At 40.9% G+C, this 16,825-nt stretch carries 20 protein-coding genes; 3 read left to right on the forward strand and 17 right to left on the reverse strand.

The genetic code is table 11. The features are described 5' to 3' along the window. Positions 1 to 409 precede the first annotated feature (409 nt). The 3 genes from NSQ76_RS13020 to NSQ76_RS13030 all read right to left on the reverse strand — a co-directional run bounded on the left by NSQ76_RS13020 (position 410) and on the right by NSQ76_RS13030 (position 3,500). Entirely contained in the window at positions 410 to 1,183 is a 774-nt protein-coding gene (locus NSQ76_RS13020) for a class I SAM-dependent methyltransferase (RefSeq protein ID WP_034622868.1), read from the reverse strand. 98 nt (positions 1,184 to 1,281) lie between these two features. After that, a complete protein-coding gene (gene fdhA / locus NSQ76_RS13025; protein ID WP_024423097.1) occupies positions 1,282 to 2,496 on the reverse strand; it encodes a formaldehyde dehydrogenase, glutathione-independent in 1,215 nt (404 codons plus the stop codon). Positions 2,497 to 2,897: 401 nt separating this feature from the next. Continuing rightward, positions 2,898 to 3,500, reverse strand: coding sequence for a class I SAM-dependent methyltransferase (locus NSQ76_RS13030; protein WP_024427897.1), 603 nt, complete (start codon positions 3,498 to 3,500; stop codon positions 2,898 to 2,900). Positions 3,501 to 3,768: 268 nt separating this feature from the next. On the opposite strand from NSQ76_RS13030, the gene NSQ76_RS20970 reads away from it, so the two are divergent. Continuing rightward, on the forward strand, positions 3,769 to 3,894 hold the full coding sequence (locus NSQ76_RS20970) for a YjcZ family sporulation protein (RefSeq protein WP_008342643.1): 126 nt from the start codon (positions 3,769 to 3,771) through the stop codon (positions 3,892 to 3,894). A gap of 43 nt (positions 3,895 to 3,937) precedes the next feature. On the opposite strand, the gene NSQ76_RS13040 is transcribed toward NSQ76_RS20970, so the two are convergent. From NSQ76_RS13040 to NSQ76_RS13070, 7 genes are all read right to left on the reverse strand, one after another. After that, entirely contained in the window at positions 3,938 to 4,099 is a 162-nt protein-coding gene (locus tag NSQ76_RS13040; RefSeq protein WP_155267112.1) for a hypothetical protein, read from the reverse strand. 159 nt (positions 4,100 to 4,258) lie between these two features. Continuing rightward, complete coding sequence (locus tag NSQ76_RS13045; RefSeq protein WP_065214597.1) at positions 4,259 to 4,393, reverse strand: YrzI family small protein; 135 nt, start codon at positions 4,391 to 4,393, stop codon at positions 4,259 to 4,261. A gap of 449 nt (positions 4,394 to 4,842) precedes the next feature. Further along, positions 4,843 to 5,073 (reverse strand): YrhC family protein, encoded by a 231-nt coding sequence (locus NSQ76_RS13050; protein WP_034624035.1) that lies wholly within the window; start codon positions 5,071 to 5,073, stop codon positions 4,843 to 4,845. Positions 5,074 to 5,145: 72 nt separating this feature from the next. Next, positions 5,146 to 6,294 carry a bifunctional cystathionine gamma-lyase/homocysteine desulfhydrase gene (locus NSQ76_RS13055; RefSeq protein WP_341054211.1) on the reverse strand — a complete coding sequence of 383 codons (1,149 nt, stop codon included), beginning with the start codon at positions 6,292 to 6,294 and terminating at the stop codon, positions 5,146 to 5,148. 1 nt (position 6,295) lies between these two features. After that, entirely contained in the window at positions 6,296 to 7,219 is a 924-nt protein-coding gene (locus NSQ76_RS13060; RefSeq protein ID WP_103131907.1) for a PLP-dependent cysteine synthase family protein, read from the reverse strand. A gap of 46 nt (positions 7,220 to 7,265) precedes the next feature. Next, positions 7,266 to 7,961 (reverse strand): 5'-methylthioadenosine/S-adenosylhomocysteine nucleosidase, encoded by a 696-nt coding sequence (mtnN, locus tag NSQ76_RS13065; protein WP_024423101.1) that lies wholly within the window; start codon positions 7,959 to 7,961, stop codon positions 7,266 to 7,268. Between the two features lie 15 nt (positions 7,962 to 7,976). Continuing rightward, positions 7,977 to 8,618, reverse strand: a complete 642-nt coding sequence (locus NSQ76_RS13070) for a class I SAM-dependent DNA methyltransferase (RefSeq protein ID WP_024427893.1) — start codon at positions 8,616 to 8,618, stop codon at positions 7,977 to 7,979. A 186-nt stretch (positions 8,619 to 8,804) separates the two neighbouring features. Here NSQ76_RS13070 and NSQ76_RS13075 point away from each other — a divergent pair, with 186 nt between their 5' ends. After that, on the forward strand, positions 8,805 to 9,008 hold the full coding sequence (locus NSQ76_RS13075) for a YrzA family protein (protein ID WP_024423103.1): 204 nt from the start codon (positions 8,805 to 8,807) through the stop codon (positions 9,006 to 9,008). 219 nt (positions 9,009 to 9,227) lie between these two features. Here NSQ76_RS13075 and NSQ76_RS13080 read toward each other — a convergent pair whose 3' ends face one another. The 3 genes from NSQ76_RS13080 to greA form a co-directional block, all read right to left on the reverse strand. Continuing rightward, positions 9,228 to 9,893, reverse strand: a complete 666-nt coding sequence (locus tag NSQ76_RS13080) for a YrrS family protein (protein ID WP_024427892.1) — start codon at positions 9,891 to 9,893, stop codon at positions 9,228 to 9,230. A gap of 67 nt (positions 9,894 to 9,960) precedes the next feature. Next, positions 9,961 to 11,703, reverse strand: a complete 1,743-nt coding sequence (locus tag NSQ76_RS13085) for a peptidoglycan D,D-transpeptidase FtsI family protein (RefSeq protein ID WP_111926413.1) — start codon at positions 11,701 to 11,703, stop codon at positions 9,961 to 9,963. A gap of 50 nt (positions 11,704 to 11,753) precedes the next feature. Then, positions 11,754 to 12,227, reverse strand: coding sequence for a transcription elongation factor GreA (gene greA, locus NSQ76_RS13090; RefSeq protein WP_008358505.1), 474 nt, complete (start codon positions 12,225 to 12,227; stop codon positions 11,754 to 11,756). Positions 12,228 to 12,850: 623 nt separating this feature from the next. On the opposite strand from greA, the gene NSQ76_RS13095 reads away from it, so the two are divergent. After that, on the forward strand, positions 12,851 to 13,204 hold the full coding sequence (locus NSQ76_RS13095) for an Ig-like domain-containing protein (protein ID WP_341054217.1): 354 nt from the start codon (positions 12,851 to 12,853) through the stop codon (positions 13,202 to 13,204). Positions 13,205 to 13,256: 52 nt separating this feature from the next. Here the strand turns inward: NSQ76_RS13095 and udk are convergent, their stop codons facing one another. From udk to NSQ76_RS13115, 4 genes are read right to left on the reverse strand one after another with little or no spacing between them, the layout of a single operon-like run. Continuing rightward, the gene (gene udk, locus NSQ76_RS13100) at positions 13,257 to 13,889 is read right to left on the reverse strand and encodes a uridine kinase (RefSeq protein ID WP_024423106.1); all 633 of its coding nucleotides are present in this window, start codon (positions 13,887 to 13,889) and stop codon (positions 13,257 to 13,259) included. Between the two features lie 7 nt (positions 13,890 to 13,896). After that, complete coding sequence (locus NSQ76_RS13105) at positions 13,897 to 15,165, reverse strand: peptidase U32 family protein (RefSeq protein WP_024427877.1); 1,269 nt, start codon at positions 15,163 to 15,165, stop codon at positions 13,897 to 13,899. Positions 15,166 to 15,185: 20 nt separating this feature from the next. Further along, entirely contained in the window at positions 15,186 to 16,115 is a 930-nt protein-coding gene (locus tag NSQ76_RS13110; RefSeq protein ID WP_056767952.1) for a peptidase U32 family protein, read from the reverse strand. Next, positions 16,112 to 16,777 (reverse strand): O-methyltransferase, encoded by a 666-nt coding sequence (locus tag NSQ76_RS13115; RefSeq protein ID WP_024423109.1) that lies wholly within the window; start codon positions 16,775 to 16,777, stop codon positions 16,112 to 16,114. The genes NSQ76_RS13110 and NSQ76_RS13115 overlap by 4 nt, the downstream gene beginning before the upstream one ends. Positions 16,778 to 16,825: the final 48 nt, after the last annotated feature.

Consider the following 16,825-nt stretch of genomic DNA (forward strand, 5'->3'; position numbering starts at 1 on the left):
GAGAAACTTTACGAGCAATCTACGCCATTTTTTAAAAAAACTTGGGATTAAAATACGGTATTGTGTATGCAAAAAGAGGTGACTTAAATGAGGAGTCTGGAGATGTGAGCTGCCTATTTGTCGCCTATATGACCGTCAGCAAGAATGAAACAAGCTGGGTTCTATGAGATTATTTATCATCAAGGATCTTATGAAGAAACCTTAGAAAGTATCTCTTTCGTTGATATGTATTGTATATTCAATGTGAATTCCACAATAAAGAGCCGACCCATTTATGGAGCGGCTCTTTATTGTTAAACATTTATCGAGAAACCAATACCATTGGCTGCGCCTATGATGATGACGGTTTTCCCTTTAAAATGTAGCATATGATTAATTCCTTTCAATGACTCGTATGAATGATTTACTTTTACCCTTTCCTGAAAAGAGCAATCCAGTCATCCACCTCTATTGATTCTATTTGATCCTCTGTCATGTTCAATCTATAATATTGCTTTATTTTCTCGTTAGCATCTAGCATATATTTTGTAACGATCTCTTCTTCCTTTAAAGTTTTCGTTGTTCGCTTGACCCATTCTTGAAAAGGGTAACGTTTTTTTCGTTCCATTGATCTTACTTCTTTTATTCCCTCTTTATAAAACAATTCCCGCCATTGTTCTGTAGATAGACAGATCACATGACTTGGGTCTCTCAATCTTTCCAGCTCATTGATAAATAGTGCAAGCTCTTCATCATTTGGCGAAACATTATCAATAAAGAAAAACAGACCATTTGACTTTAATACGCGAGATGCCTCTTTGGCAAACTGTTCAGGGTGCGGGAAATGGTGTGCTGCAATTCGGCATGTGACCATATCAAATGTGCCATCTAAAAAAGGAAGGCTTTCTGCATCCGCTACTACATAAAAAATTTGTGGATACGCTTTTAAATGAAGTGATGTATGCGAAAGCATCTCTTTCGTTAAATCCGTCGCAAATACTTGATTCACATATGGAGCCAATGCTTTTGCGGTATGCCCGCCACCAGTTGCTATATCGAGGACGGTCCAGCTTTCTTCTGGAGCTGTCCATTCAACGATTAGATCCAGGTCTGCTCCCTTTGCATGAGTTTGACTCGTCACATACTTTTCTGCATTTCTCCCAAATTGTTCTACAACCCTTCTTTTGGCTTGATCTGAATTCATCTAATTCCTCCCCCTTGAAATGGATTTGTATATTCTATGTGATTTTCCACAATAAAGAGCCGTCCCATTTTATTGAGCGGCTCCTTTCATGTTAAAAATTATCGAGAAAGCATCCCGTGCGGGTCAATGACAAATTTCTTCGCCACACCCGAATCAAAGTCACTATATCCTTTAGGGGCTTGATCAAGGTCAATGACGGTCGCATTGACGGCTTTAGCGATCTGTGCTCTGCCGCTTAAAATGGATTTCATTAGACTGCGATGATATTGCATAACAGGGGTTTGACCTGTCACAAAGGTATGAGCTTTCGCCCAGCCAAGTCCAATTCGCACTTTCAGAGAACCGACTTTTGCATCGGCATCCACTGCTCCTGGATCTTCTGTGACATAAAGCCCTGGAATTCCAAGCTTGCCGCCAACTTTAGTAATATCCATAATCGTATTTAAAACAGTTGCTGGTGCTTCTCCCTGGTCTCCATGACCCGAAGCTTCAAAGCCGACACAATCGACGGCACAATCAACTTCTGGCTCCCCTAAAATATTCGTAATTTGTTCGCCGATTCGATCATGTTTTCGTAGATTGATCGTCTCACAGCCGAAGCTTCTTGCCTGTTCCAGTCTTTGCTCATTCAGATCTCCAACAATCACAGCAGATGCGCCAAGAAGCTGAGCCGAATGTGCTGCTGCAAGACCTACTGGCCCAGCACCTGCAATATATACGGTCGAACCAGGCTTTACTCCAGCCGTATAAGCACCATGAAAACCTGTCGGGAAAATATCGGAAAGCATCGTGAGATCAAGTATTTTTTCCATCGCTTGATCTTTGTCTGGAAATTTGAGCAGTTGAAAATCTGCATATGGAACCATGACATACTCAGATTGGCCGCCAACCCATCCGCCCATATCTACATATCCATAGGCAGAGCCTGGGCGGTCCGGGTTTACATTTAAGCACACATGGGTTTTTTGTTCCTTACACATGACGCAGCGTCCGCATGCAATATTAAACGGAACGGACACGAGATCTCCTTTTTGAATAAACTCCACATCTCGCCCAACTTCCACGACTTCACCTGTAATTTCATGACCAAGGACAAGTCCTTCAGGTGCAGTCGTACGCCCTCTCACCATGTGCTGATCACTTCCGCAAATATTCGTCGTCACTACTTTTAAAATGACGCCATGCTCACATTTGCGCCCCACATTGGCTTTAGGTACACCCGGGCCGTCTTTTAAGACCAAATCAGGGTATCCAATATCCTCAACTGCTACTTTTCCTGCCCCTTTATAAACGACACCTTTGTTTCCCGACATGATTTCATTCCTCCCTTTTGTTTAAAAATGAAGTCTCTACAATTTTCTCTATTTCTTAAGCAATTTCCTTCTTCAAACAGCACATTATGTGAAAAAGAGGGAGGCACATGTCTATGTGAGAAAGAAAAATGTGTCTTTCAGCGAAATAAAAAAGAAAATATTGAAAAAAAAGCTAAACTTTTGCAGAACGGTGTCGATATAAGAAATAAGCCAGACAGGTATCCTTAATCGACAAACAAATTCCTTATATATACTATCATTCCTTACACACCTGGCTGGCGCCTATATCACATACAAAAGGCTCTTCTGATGAAGAGCCTTTATTTATTGCAGGCAAAGAGGCTCCTCTGACAAAGAGCCTCTTTTTTGAGTGCTTGTTCATTACCTGGGAAATATTTTCATCATTTTAAGGCTTTGATACAGATGTATGTATCATAGTGATAAACCGAGACTTCTCTAAAGTGATATGCTGAAAACAGACGGCTGATCTCTTCTTCACTGTACGATGAAAAAGATGTTGACCGTTTTTGTTCGTTGATCAGCTCCTGCTTTTGGAAAGATAAAAATACTTCTCCATCCACTTGAAGGACGCGGTACACTTCCTTCATGACTTGCTCAATATCCTTCAAGTAATAGATCGTCTGCACCGTAAATAATTTATTGAATGATCTGTCTTCAAAAGGTAATTGCTCAGCCTTACCAAGTGTAATGACGGCTTTGTCCTGTTCCGCAAGCTTCTTATGTTTTCTTTTTGCATATTTAATCATATGGCGAGAGGCATCCACTCCATATACTTTTCCGCGGTCAAGTTTTTCAGCTACCTTTGATAAGGTGATGCCTCTTCCAGTCCCAATTTCTAAAATTCGGTCATTTTCTTGTATATTTAAGAGTTGAATCGTCCATTCATTGATATTATGATGATTTTTTTCCATATAGCGGGCAACCCATTTTGAGAACAAGCCTTTTGGTTCCCTCATTTGTTTTCCAATCCAGCTTTGAATCAATGTTAACACCTGCTTTTCACCAGTAAATAAAACTATTTACAAATTTTCTTACTTTTCATATCGGCTCTCACCTAACAAAAATTAAGACCTAGTCCTAATTTATTTGTCCTTTATAAGACGCTTCTTTTCAGAAAATGTTTCGCAGAAAGTGAAAATTTTTTTAACCTGAATAGGCGTTTTCATTATTTGTGCTCAGATTGATTTCGTTTTCTGCATGAGCTGCATAATTTATAAATGTATCTTGATTAGATAAAGGTGGTGCTAGATTATGGGCTTTGGCGGTTATTCTGGAGGCTACTGCGGTGGCTACGGTGGCGGTTTTGCAGGCGGATTCGCATTGCTTGTTGTACTGTTCATTTTGTTGATCATCATTGGTGCAAGCTGGATTTGCTAATGTAAAAGGAGCAGGAAACGTCATGGTTTCCTGCTCCTTTTCTTTAATACCAATAAGTCCGGTACTGATACATATAACGTCTGAGCATTTCCTCTTGCTCTCTTTGCATGCGGTATGGATTGCCGTATCCGTGCTTTAAGGAATGCGGAATAGATGCATACCCGTGCCCCACAGACGGAAATCTCATATATGGTGACATCGACATTCATTGATCACCTCACAATCACCTTTTACGGTATCATATGTGCAGGTGATCAATGTGGAGCGTGTCTAAACCTGGTCCTTCTCCATCGTATAACAATCAAGCATGGCAAGCATCATAAACATGTCAATCTCCTCCTTTTCACATTTTTCATTTCCTGTTTTAGTTCATATACTTTAGTTGTTTCTGTTTCATTTCTTCATAAATTGTTTCGACTTCTTGTTCGTAAAGAACGGTCTCAATGTCCTTGTATTTCCGCTTAATCGTCAAAGTAATAAAAAATAAATGGATTGTCATATACGCTCACCTCCCTTCAGTTCGCAGCACGCGAAATAGCCCGCAGATCTTCTTTATCAGTTGACCTGCGGGCACACAAAAATGCAGATCAAAAGACAGTGTCTTCCAACCTGCAATGGATGATACGTGTGAAATCCTCGTTTACTTAAACAGTTTTGAAGCGTGCACCGTATAAGGCAAAGGAAGGACACGAACTCTTCCACAGGCTGATGACATGATGAAATTGTTGGTTGAATTGATCACAAGTAGATACGAATAACATATTCTTCAGCCTCCTTTACGTTTTTTTTAATTACTTTGTAAGTATATCCAGCAAGCACCATTTTGTAAACCTGTTTTTAGTAATATAGATGAATTTTGTGTTTTTGACTAAATTTCTACAGTTATTCTTGTCCATTTATCCAATACAATAAAAAAAGCCTCCTCAGGCAAATGAGGAGGCTTTCGAATTAATCTTCATCTAATTCTTGCAGTTTCTTTTGAAAGAAAATCGCGCGTTTAACACAAATAAAAGCTGCTAATAAGAAAACACAATCTATTCCCATCATCAGCATTTTTGGAGATGCTTCGATGTGCTGGTTCGGTAAGATCGTACCAATATATAAAAAGGTGCTGACAGCAAGCAAAATAAAAGCGTACTGCTTGTAATCTGTCACTAAATCACTCCACTTTTTCTTCACTTGTTTCACCTTCCAGTTATCAATGTCTATTCATAGCTTAACATAGTGAGAGAAAGCGAGGAGCATGTAAATCTATCCATTCGCCAGTGCGCTTAGTCCTTGCTTGATATCATGTAGTAAATCATCCACATCTTCAATTCCGACGGAAATACGAATTAAACCATCTGTGATGCCAAGCTCCTCCCGGCGGTCTTTTGGAATGGACGCATGGGTCATCCGGGCAGGGACAGAAATTAAGCTTTCAACCGCTCCAAGGCTTTCTGCGATTGTAAACAACTTAAGCTGGCTCAAAAATACATCGACATGTTCTTCTTTTCCAATATCAAAAGAGATCATGCCGCCGAAGCCGGATACTTGTGTTTTCGCAAGTTCATGTCCAGGGTGAGTATCGAGACCTGGATAATAAACACGTGTGACGGCTGCATGTTGCTTTAAAAACTCAGCGATTTTCTGTGCATTTTGTTGATGTGCTTCCATTCGTAGTCCAAGCGTTTTCATCCCTCTCATGAGAAGCCATGAATCCTGCGGTCCAAGAATTCCGCCTGTCGAGTTTTGAACAAAGTGCAGTTCTTCTCCAAGCTCTTTCGTCGCTGTGACGACAAGCCCGCCTACAACATCACTATGGCCGCCTAAATACTTAGTCGCACTGTGCAAGACAATGTCTGCGCCATATTCAATCGGCTTTTGGAAATACGGTGTGAAAAATGTATTGTCGACAATCATCAAGATGTTGGCTTCCTTTGTCAATTCGCCGATGGCTTTTAGATCTGTCATTTTGAGTAAAGGATTGGTTGGCGATTCAATGTAAACGGCTTTTGTTTCAGGTAAAATGGCTTTTTTCACTGCTTCAGGATCACTTGTGTCAACAAAGGTTGCAGTAATGCCAATGCGGTTTAGCACCTTTGTGATGACGCGGTAGGTTCCGCCGTACACGTCATCTGTCAGCACAATATGATCTCCGCTGTTAAACAGCATCATCACAGCCGTAATGGCTGCCATCCCTGAACCAAATGCGTAGCCGCTTGCTCCTCCTTCAAGATCACGAATGACTGTTTCCAGGGCAGTTCTTGTTGGATTTGCTGTTCTGGAGTATTCATACCCCGTATGTTCGCCTGCTTTCGGCTGCTTATAAGTACTTACTTGGTAAATCGGCACAGACACGGCGCCTGTTCTTTCATCACCCGTTGTTCCGCTGTGAATCATCATTGTTTTTGGTTTCATGCTATTTTCCTCCCTCATAAATTCCTTTACTTAAATATCGCTCACTGCTGTCAGGAAAAATGGTGACAATGACTGTCCCAGGTGCTGCTTTCTTTGCTTCCTCTAAAGCGGCATATAAAGCGGAACCAGAAGAGCTGCCGATGAGAATACCTTCTTTTTCAGCTGCTTCTTTCACCATTTGAAACGCATCATCATCACTGACAGTGTAAATCTCATCAAATAAAGCCTGCTCCATATAATCTGGGATAAATTCAAGGCCAATTCCTTCCGTTCTATGCGGACCCGGGTCCCCTCCATTTAAAATTGATCCTTCAGGCTCCACAACCACTGTTTTTAACGACTGATTCTGCTCTTTTAAATAGGCGGCACAACCTTGAAAAGTTCCGCCAGATCCTGCTCCCGCCACGAATACATCGATATTCCCTTTTAAGTCGGACCATAATTCGGGACCGAGCGTTCTGTAGTAAGTCAATGGATTTACTTGGTTTTTAAATTGTAAAACACAATAGGCATTGTCAAGGCTTGCCTCTAATTCAAGGGCTCGATCAATCGCACCTTTCATGCCTTCTTTTCTCGGCGTATGAATAATCTCTGCACCGAGCGCCTTCATCAGTTGTTGTTTTTCTTGACTAAAATGTTCTGGTACACAAAAAATGGTCTGCAATTGATGCTTTCTTGCACTTAGGGCAAGCCCAATTCCTGTGTTTCCAGCAGTTGCTTCAATAATAGTTCCGCCTGGACGCAGTTTGCCAGATGCTAATGCTTCTCTGATGAGCATGTCACCTAAACGATCCTTAATACTTCCACCTGGATTCATCATCTCAAGCTTTGCATACACCTCAACGCCTTCTGGGACGCCAATCCCTGACAGCTTTAAAAGCGGTGTGCGGCCAATTAATTCAGTAATATCCTTTATGACAGCCATATGATTCCCTTCCTTTGCATGGAAAAGAAGGGGGAAACCCCTTCTTTTATTGTGTTTGCTTTATCATACGCAAGACAAGGTCGGTTGAGTGAATCGCTGCTTGCTCAAGGAATTGATCAAAGGAGATGTTGGATTCTTTCCCTGCTATATCTGATAGCGCACGAACGACAACAAATGGCGTACCAAAGAGCTGGCAGACCTGTGCAACGGCTGCGGCTTCCATTTCCACCGCATATAGCTCTGGAAACTTCTCTCTCACAAACGCTACACGATCCGGATCATTCATAAACGAATCTCCTGTTGCAATCGTTCCTTTTGCCACTTGAATATGATCAATTTCTAAAGCAGATTCTTCTGCCAGCTTCACAAGCTTTTCATCTGCAATGAAAGCAGCTGGAAGTCCCGGCACTTGTCCATATTCGTAATCAAAGATGGTCACATCTACATCATGATGTCTCACATCAGTAGAGATGACAATATCACCTACATTTAATGAGTGGTGAAAACCGCCAGCAGATCCTGTATTGATCACATAATCTGGCTGAAAGCGGTCAAGCAGTAATGTTGTGCTGACCGCTGCATTTACTTTTCCAATCCCTGATTTTAATAAAATCACTTCTTTATCTTCATAAACACCTGTTGTAAATTCACACCCAGCGATGTTTTCTTGTGTAGCATTTTTTAGTTGATCTCTTAAAATCGTCACTTCTTCTTCCATTGCACCTATAACTGCGATTTTCAAATCAAAAACATCCTTTCATTCCCTTTTCTTCGCTTCTACGATCCAAACAAAATCATTCATTTGATGAAAGGACGTGCTAAAACCTTCTTCTTCGAAGATTTGCTTTAGCACATCAATGGATGGATAATATTCCGTTTCTAAATCCTCTGCAAGCTGATCGAACCCTGCGGCTCTCGCTTTGTCGATCTGAGCTTGATGTGCTGCTTGATTTTGAAACATTGTATCAGCAAAAACTATTTTACCATCTGAGTGAAGGATGTTGCTATAGGTGTGAATGGCTTGTTTTTTTTCTTCATCCGTTAAATGATGGAATGCATATGAACTGACGATCGTATCTGGCTCAAAAGGCGGCGCTGGGAATGATAAAAAATCCCCATCATGAAATAGATCTGGCAGTCCTTTTTGAAGAGCCGCTTTCTTCATGGCATCTGATGGTTCAACACCAAACACGTTTTTATCAGCTGCAAGGAGCAGCGCTGTTAGATTCCCCGTACCGCTTCCAAACTCAAGAACGTCTTGGCCTGAAAGGCGGACAATCTCTTTTAAAATAGCCGGATACCGGCGAAACACTTCTTTATACTGCTCGTCATGACCACTTACCGTGTCGTCATAAGAGTCAGCCCAATGATCAAATAAAGAAAGAAATTCACGTCCCATTTTCTTTCCCTCCACTTTATCTATTTATTCCTATGCGTATAGTATGTTTTATTCCGTCGAACAGTTCCTATCCTACCACAACTTCTGTTTCTTTCCTACTAAAAAATACTGGGAGAGACCGAAAAACATTTGCCCTTCTGAGGGAGAGAGATTAAGATGAATGAAGAGTATAGAGAGGTGAATCAAATGGATTTTCAGCTGGATTTTTTAAAGGATAAAATAGAATTTTTTGAAGCAACATCTTTAAAAGAACTTGAACAAAAGATCCAAAAACAAATTGAACATAATCAAGCGATTCTGCTGACTGTTCATTCTGTCAGTCATCAAACGACTGTGATCGATGAGCGGATTTTGTATACAGCAGTTGTTCATTTTAAAGCGAATGTCTAAACAAAAAAGATAGCATATCTGCTATCTCAGCGTGTAGACAAACCCTCGCATTCGTTGTCAGTTCTGCGTGCCGGTGCTCACGAATGTCAAATTCGCTCCGCTCCAGTACTCGTCCTTCCTAGACTGCAAAGGTTTTCTATCACGCTGAAAAGAAGACAAAGGGCTAAAATAAACATCATTTTAGCCCTTTGTCAACAATCTGCTATCTTTTTTTCATGTTTATCTTAATTTTTCAACCTTCACAGGTTTCCAGCCTTTTTCATCTACCCACGTAATTTCCACGCGGTAGCGTTCACCTGTTGATTTATCACGGATGGTTCCTTTTGCATCTTGAGGACCTCCGTTATTTCCTAACCAAAGAACGGTCATTTGATCTTCTGAAATTCCTGTCGCATAGGACATGGCTTTGATCATTTCTTTCCAGTCTTTTGAGCTGGAATCATAGGTTGCTGTATGTGAACCGGATTGCTCTGTTCCTACAGGCTCCCAGTCATCATTTTCGTATGTTTTGTCTACATCACTCGTTTTGCCGCCATCTGTTTCTTTGGCGTCTTTTAACGCATCTTTATTAGGTTTTTCTTCATCATCTGTCTTCTTCGTTTCGTCGTCTTGATCAGATGAATCATCTTTTTTTGCATCTGAATCATCGGATGTGTCTTTCTTTGGATCTTTCACATCTTCTTGTGAGTTTTGTTTATTTTCACTTGTTGCAGGTGCCGTTTTTGATGGTTCTTTCGCTACATCTGTATCTTTCGGCTTATTAAAAATTAACAAACTCGATGCGACAACCAAAATAAGCACCACAACGATACCAATTAATATGTTAAGCACCATATTTGCCTTTCTGCGCTTATCACGATGTTCAAATCGAGAATTTCTACTCAAAATCTCTGCACTCCTTTGCCTCTGTTCCCTAAGTCGTTACTATTCTAACATGTCATGAAGGGATGTTCTATGTCTGTTTCTTTTCAATTTCATTGACCTTTTTTACAATATCATAAAACGCATCATTTGTCTTAGCCCGGCCACTTGTCTCATCAAGGTGAACAACAACAAGGGCGTATTTTGGTTTTTCTACCGGAAAGTATCCAGCAAACCACTTATGATAAAGCGGATTCCCCTTTTTGTCTTGACTGCCGGTTTGGGCAGTACCTGATTTTCCCGCTACATCGTATGGCAAATCTTGAAACCTTCTTCCAGTTCCCTTGTCAGAGGTCACCACCTGCCTTAAGAATTTTTGCAGCTTTTGAGCTGTATAGCGGTCTATGCTGCCCCCTTCAGGCCGTTTGTTTTGAAAGGACAGCATCGTTGTTCCGTTTTGATACAGCACTTTTTCTGCGATTTTCACTTCTTTTCGTTCTCCTCCTCTTGCGATCGTAGCCATCATATTCGCGATTTGCAGAGGCGTCGTTTTCACATTTTTTTGTCCTATTGCGGTTTGTGCAATGGCTTTTTTGACATGCTTGTCTCTTTTATCTCCCCACACACTGCCTGTTTCTTCACGATCAAACTGTTTGAAGTGCTGCTTATGATAGACATCCCCTTCCCAGCCAGCTCGATCTATGAGTCCAAGCTTTGCAGCCGTCTTTTCGATGATTTGATCATCTGTTTGAATGAGCCTTTCAGCAAGTGTCGCAAAGGTATAATTGCAGCTCTCTGAGAAACTGTCCGTTAGATTCAGCACTTCCTGTTTTCCTTCAGGCTCTCCATATAAATTCTTTCGACAGTCATACATGGTTTGTGGCTGGTCAAGGTTTTTTTCGATAGCTGCGGCAAGCACAGCCGTTTTAAAGACTGAGCCTGGAGCAATCGCTGTCAGCATGTAATTTCTTGCCTCATGCCGGTTTTTACTTGTGACATTTGGGGTACTCGCCATCGCGAGTACACTGCTTTTTTCAATGTCGAGCAGAACGGCACCGCCTTTTTCAACGCCTTGTTCTTTGAGCACCTTCTCCATTTCAGCCTGCATGTCTTCATCTATTGTTGTCTGTACCTGAAGTGGATAAAAGGAATGAGCTTCTGCTGTATATTTGACGTCCATACCGAACAAAGGGTTTCCCCTTCCGTCCACATGATATAACAATTTTGTGTCTTGCTCGGGTAATAGAAATTCGTCAAAGGTGCTTTCCAGCCCAAATGTGCCGATTTCAGTACGAATAGAAAGCTCTTTTTTGTCAGGATAACGCTTTCTCAATAGTTCTGGATTCTCGCTTGTGAAACCTAATGTGTGGAGGGCAAGTCTTTTTTTGTCCTTCTCTTTCATATATACGCCGTACACACCTGAATATTTCATATCATTGATGTCTTTCAGCTTTTTTTTCGTGATGTCATCTTTTAAAATGAGAGGTTTTTTCGTTTCTGTTAACTGTTTTTTGAGTTCATCTTCTTCCATCTCAAGAATAGAGGCGGTTTGCTGTAAGCGTGGAAGATCATATTGCAGGAAAGGAAATAAGATAACCGCAGGCTGTTCTTTTGTAAGAAGTGCTTGGCCGTTTCGATCTAAAAACTCACCGCGCCCGTCTGAAATAACGACTTCTTCTGTTCGCTGTTTGACACTTTCTTGTATTAAATTGATATCAAGCTTTGAAAACGATTCTGTGAAGAACAGCTGAATTTCTGCCAGTCTCATCAGAAGACCGAGCAATAGTATAAAAATAATCGCACCTGTCCATTGAATTCTTCTTTTTTTGCGCATAAAAACACCTCGTCCCTATTGTGGACGAGGTGTTTACCTGATAAACGTGATTATGAAATCTTTACAATTTGGACGAACATTTCTCCACCAGGTGTTTGAACGGTTACTTTGTCGTCTACTTGTTTACCTAAAAGGCTTTTTGCAATAGGTGAATCGTTTGAAATCTTGCCTTCGAACGGGTCAGCTTCTGCACTTCCAACAATTGTGTAAGACTCTTCTTCCCCGTCTGGTAATTCAACGAATGTCACCGTTTTACCAAGTGAAACCACATTTGAGTTTCCTTCATCTTCGATAATTTTAGCATTACGAATCATATTATCAAGCGTTGTAATACGGCCTTCTACAAACGCCTGCTCTTCTTTAGCAGAATCATACTCCGAGTTTTCAGAGAGGTCTCCAAAACTTCTAGCGATTTTAATACGCTCTACAACCTCTTTACGTTTAACCGTTTTCAAATATTCAAGCTCTTCTTCTAATTTACGTTTTCCTTCTTCTGTCATTGGAAATACTTTCTCTTGTGCCATGAATCATTCACTCCTTCTATTAATCCTCATCATACAAACTTTCTGCACGTGAGTGACGACTGAAATATACAAGAATGAGGACATGTTCAGGCCCTCATTCCTTCTGTACCATATTCGTAAAAGTCCATCTTACATGGCGTCCCTTTTAGATGCAACTATTATGCCTTTTATTAGACAGGACCACTCGCAGCGGTCTAAAATCGCACAAACTGTGGAAAGGCACAGGAAGCTCCTGTACCTCGTTCGGCCATTTCGATCATATGTAGAAGAATAGCTTATCCATTCTCCATCTTCCAATACATAATATGGTCAGTGTACGATATGTCTATGCTATATTATTACAAAATTGCATTTTGATCAAGAATTGTTTGAAAATTTGCGATGATTTGTTTGTCGTTTTTTTAATATACTTTTTCAACTTCATTCTTTCGCTATGTGGTAGTGGTTTCTCCATCTCTTCTTTTCTTCATTGTTTTCTTATCATATCAAACCCTTAAGATTTTTTCCGAGAATGCTGCTTTTATAAATGTTCACATATTATTAACAAATATTGACAAGGTAATATTTGGTTTTTGTTGAATTCTATCAATGCAAGACCAAATACATGCTAGGGAGTGTTTTAAATGAACATGAAGAAAACAATTGTTTCTGTTCTATCCATCTCTACATTATCTTTTTCACTAATGGGCATGGCTTCAGCCAAAGAAACAGCGGATTTCACAGTCAATAACAATATATGCACTTCTGGATTGAAAACATTAGATGTGATTTCAATTCAAAATTACGATTTACCTATGAAAGTTGGTCAGGAGTGCTCAGTCTATAATGCTGCAGCAACACGTTATTGGACAGACAACCAGAGAGTTGCATCTGTTAACTCTTTTGGAATAGTGACCGCTCATTCACGTGGCGATGCCACTATCACTCTTTTTAAAGGAACGTCTGTCTTAGGACAAGTTTTTGTGAGAGTTTGGTAAGATGATGCTGAAAAGACCTTTACACTGTAAAGGTCTTTTTCTTCTCCACCATTTACTCTGCTCGGTTTTGAAGAATCGTTTGAATTTTTGTCACCATTAAGTCGATCGCCACATGGTTTTGGCCGCCTTCTGGGATGATGATATCGGCGTATCGTTTCGTCGGTTCAATGAATTGATTATGCATCGGTCTGACAACAGATACATATTGTTCAATCACAGAATCGATCGACCGGCCTCTTTCCTTCGTATCGCGTAAAATGCGGCGGATGATGCGAAGGTCTGCATCTGTATCAACATATAGTTTAATATCCATTAAGTCTCTCAAACGTTCGTCTTCGAGCGCAAAGATACCTTCAACGATAATGACATCCTTCGGCTCAACATGAACCGTCTCTTCTGAACGTGTGTTTAGTTTAAAATCGTATATTGGTTTTTCAATGGATTCGTATCTTAGGAGCTGTTCCAAATGCTCAAACATCAGGTCATTGTCGAATGCAAGCGGATGATCATAGTTCGTGAGCAGGCGCTCTTCAAATGGCATATGACTTTGATTTTTGTAATATAAGTCTTGCTGAAGCATGAGGATGGAATGTCCTTTAAATTTTTCATAGATTGAATTGGTGACGCTCGTTTTACCCGAACCCGAGCCGCCAGCAATACCAATGACAACTGGTTTACTCCTCATGTGGCTGTTATTTCCCCTTTCTCATCATGTTGCTAGGGTATACTTTTTGATCAAGCTTGAATTTGACGATTTGCAGCGGATGACGAGCGGCATCTAGTTCATTTCCTTTTTCATCCCAAATCGTCTCAATTTTGCATGTGAAATTCTCAATTTCTGGTCCGAAGAATTCGACTTCGTCGCCTTGCTTAAAGAAGTTACGCTGCTGCAATGTCACGATTTGTTCTTTTTCATCATAATGAAGAACAAGACCTGCGAAATCAAATGTCGTTTTCTTCCCATGGATGCCAAACATTTGTTCATCCGTTCCTGGTATGCCTTCGAAAAAGGCTGGTGCTGTGTCACGGTTTGCGCATTTATCTAATTCATCTAACCATTCCTGCTGAATGACAAAATTGTCTGGGTCAGCACAATACGCATCAATGACTTTGCGATATACACTTACAACAGTGGCAACATAATGAATGGATTTCATCCGTCCTTCGATTTTTAAGCTGTCAATTCCCATTTCGATCATTTGAGGAATGGATTCAACAAGCTTCAAATCTTTTGGACTCATTGCAAATGGCGCATCTTCCTCACCAAATAAAGGCGCTTCCTCAGAACCTTCTAGTTTATAAAGATCATAATCCCAGCGGCAGGACTGACAGCAGCCTCCGCGGTTAGAATCTCTTGCCGTCATATGGTTACTGAGCACGCAGCGGCCAGAGTATGCGATACACATCGCACCGTGAATGAATGTTTCGATTTCAATATCGACCTTTTCTTTCATTTCTCTAATTTCTAGCGCACTAGTTTCACGTGCGAGCACCACACGCTCAAGCCCTTCTTCCTTCCAAAACTGAACAGCTTTCCAATTTGAAAGAGACTGCTGTGTGCTTAAATGTACTTCAAGTTTCGGTGCAACACGTTTACATGTTTCAATGATCAGTGGATCAGCTACGATAATGCCTGCTACTCCAGCGCCTTCGATCCCTTGAAGGTATTCCTCCAGCCCGTCCATGTTTTCATTGTGGGCGAAGATATTTGTTGTCACATAAATGCGTGCGCCATATTTGTTTGCAAATGCGACACCTTCTGCCATTTCTTCAATTGAAAAGTTATCTGCATTTGAGCGAAGTCCAAATTCTTTCCCGCCAATAAAAACAGCGTCAGCTCCGTAATGTACAGCAATTTTCAGTTTTTCCAAGTTTCCTGCGGGTGCAAGCAGTTCTGGTTTTTTTGTAATGACACGTTTCCCATCAATCATTTCAGAAATACCATCTTTCAATAATGCCATTTCCTCTGCCTCCTCTTATCTTAATAAACCGTTTCTTTAAAGAAGAACCCTGTATCAATCGAACGATTCACTGGCTGAATCTCTTCAATCCGCTTCACCCAGTCCTCTTTCTGATCTTCATACGCGTCTTTGTCAGTCGTTAGTAAATCAATTGCTTTTCTATAAAGTGATGTCACCTCTGTCATATAAGAAAGTGACTTTAAAATTCCGTCAATTTTAAATGAGTCAATGCCTGCGTCAACAAACTCTTCTAATTCGTCAATCATACACACATCATTTGGACTCATAATATGTGTTCCGTTTGCATCCTCGAAAATAGGATATTTGTTTTGACGCTCTTGGTCATGCAGGAATAGCCCTTCCTCCATATTTCTGCCTTCGACGTCCATTTGTTTGCCCTGGTATTCAAAGTAGTTGCCGATGAGCGTACGTTTCGATTGAAACATACATGTCATGCCATGGACTTGAATTTCAATCTCCACTTCAGCATTTTCTTTGATGTCGATCACACTGTCCATATTCAGCTCTTTTGCAAGAACAGCACGCGATGCGCCTTTTCTGCCCCAGTAGTTACAAGTGTAATAGTTTGTCCCAGTCGTTTCTGTACTCCAGTGAAGATTCAGGTTCACTCCTGTTTCCTTTGCGGCCATGATCACGGCTGGGTCTCCAAAGACGACGCCGTCCACGCTTAATGAATCGAGAAAGGTTAAATAATCTCCAAGCAGCTGCACGCGGTCATTATGAAAAATCGCATTCATCGCTACATACACTTTTTTGTGATGGGCGTGTGCAAGCAGAGCCGTTTGTTTCACATCTTCTCTTGAAAACTCACCTGCAAGACGAATACCGTATGTTTGTTCGCCTATTAAGAATGCATCAGCTCCTGCCTCAATTAATGGCAGTACGTCTGACACGCTGCTTGGCGTCACAAGCAATTCTGGTTTCTTCATGATTGGTCACCTCTTTTTGTACTAATGGCGATCCCGTCTCCAACTGGAATAATGCACGTTTGGAAATCAGGGTTTGACATGAGCCATTGATTGTATCGATCAATTTTTCCAATTAATTGTTTTTTTCGTTTATCTTCAATTTCTTCTTCATAATTCGTTGCCACTAAGCCTTTGAATAAGACATTGTCTGTGATAATCATTCCGTCGTGAGCGAGCATCGGTTCAAACAATTCAAAGAAACGCTTGTACTGCCCTTTTGCGGCATCAATAAAGATCACATCATAGGGCGCCATCGTTTGGACCGTTTTAGCCGATTCCATCGCATCACCAAAAAACACGTGTATTCTTTCTTTTAACTTTAATTCCTCAATGTTCCGTGTTGCTTCTTCATAGCGCTTTGCATTTCGCTCAATCGTATAAATCTCAGCGTCTGGAAGAGCTGTTGCCATTCGAATAGCGGAATAGCCAATCGCTGTCCCAACCTCAAGAATTTTCTTCGGCTGTTTCATTGAAAGCAGCTGCAATAAAAGCTCGATGCTCACCTTTTCCATAATTGGCACATGATGCTCTTTTGCATAGATCTCTAATTGAGCGATTGCATCAGGACTTGGGTGAATTAAATGTTCAATATAATCATTTATTCGATCATCTTCGATAGTCATTATCTGTCTAGCTCCTTCATGACCTGAAAAAGAAGAGTCCTGCCTATT

The organism is Bacillus sp. FSL M8-0256 (assembly GCF_038005765.1).
Taxonomy (GTDB): Bacteria; Bacillota; Bacilli; order Bacillales; family Bacillaceae; genus Bacillus; species Bacillus safensis.

Bases quoted from the DNA above. Each gene is read 5' to 3' on its own strand.
- NSQ76_RS13060 (WP_103131907.1), bottom strand. From the start codon at position 7,219: ATGGCTGTCATAAAGGATATTACTGAATTAATTGGCCGCACACCGCTT.
- NSQ76_RS13085 (WP_111926413.1), bottom strand. From the start codon at position 11,703: ATGCGCAAAAAAAGAAGAATTCAATGGACAGGTGCGATTATTTTTATA.
- NSQ76_RS20970 (WP_008342643.1), top strand. From the start codon at position 3,769: ATGGGCTTTGGCGGTTATTCTGGAGGCTACTGCGGTGGCTACGGTGGC.
- fdhA (WP_024423097.1), bottom strand. From the start codon at position 2,496: ATGTCGGGAAACAAAGGTGTCGTTTATAAAGGGGCAGGAAAAGTAGCA.
- NSQ76_RS13040 (WP_155267112.1), bottom strand. From the start codon at position 4,099: ATGTCGATGTCACCATATATGAGATTTCCGTCTGTGGGGCACGGGTAT.
- NSQ76_RS13110 (WP_056767952.1), bottom strand. From the start codon at position 16,115: ATGAAGAAACCAGAATTGCTTGTGACGCCAAGCAGCGTGTCAGACGTA.
- NSQ76_RS13095 (WP_341054217.1), top strand. From the start codon at position 12,851: ATGAACATGAAGAAAACAATTGTTTCTGTTCTATCCATCTCTACATTA.
- NSQ76_RS13070 (WP_024427893.1), bottom strand. From the start codon at position 8,618: ATGGGACGTGAATTTCTTTCTTTATTTGATCATTGGGCTGACTCTTAT.
- NSQ76_RS13055 (WP_341054211.1), bottom strand. From the start codon at position 6,294: ATGAAACCAAAAACAATGATGATTCACAGCGGAACAACGGGTGATGAA.
- NSQ76_RS13115 (WP_024423109.1), bottom strand. From the start codon at position 16,777: ATGACTATCGAAGATGATCGAATAAATGATTATATTGAACATTTAATT.
- NSQ76_RS13020 (WP_034622868.1), bottom strand. From the start codon at position 1,183: ATGAATTCAGATCAAGCCAAAAGAAGGGTTGTAGAACAATTTGGGAGA.
- NSQ76_RS13075 (WP_024423103.1), top strand. From the start codon at position 8,805: ATGGATTTTCAGCTGGATTTTTTAAAGGATAAAATAGAATTTTTTGAA.
- udk (WP_024423106.1), bottom strand. From the start codon at position 13,889: ATGAGGAGTAAACCAGTTGTCATTGGTATTGCTGGCGGCTCGGGTTCG.
- NSQ76_RS13045 (WP_065214597.1), bottom strand. From the start codon at position 4,393: ATGACAATCCATTTATTTTTTATTACTTTGACGATTAAGCGGAAATAC.
- greA (WP_008358505.1), bottom strand. From the start codon at position 12,227: ATGGCACAAGAGAAAGTATTTCCAATGACAGAAGAAGGAAAACGTAAA.
- NSQ76_RS13105 (WP_024427877.1), bottom strand. From the start codon at position 15,165: ATGGCATTATTGAAAGATGGTATTTCTGAAATGATTGATGGGAAACGT.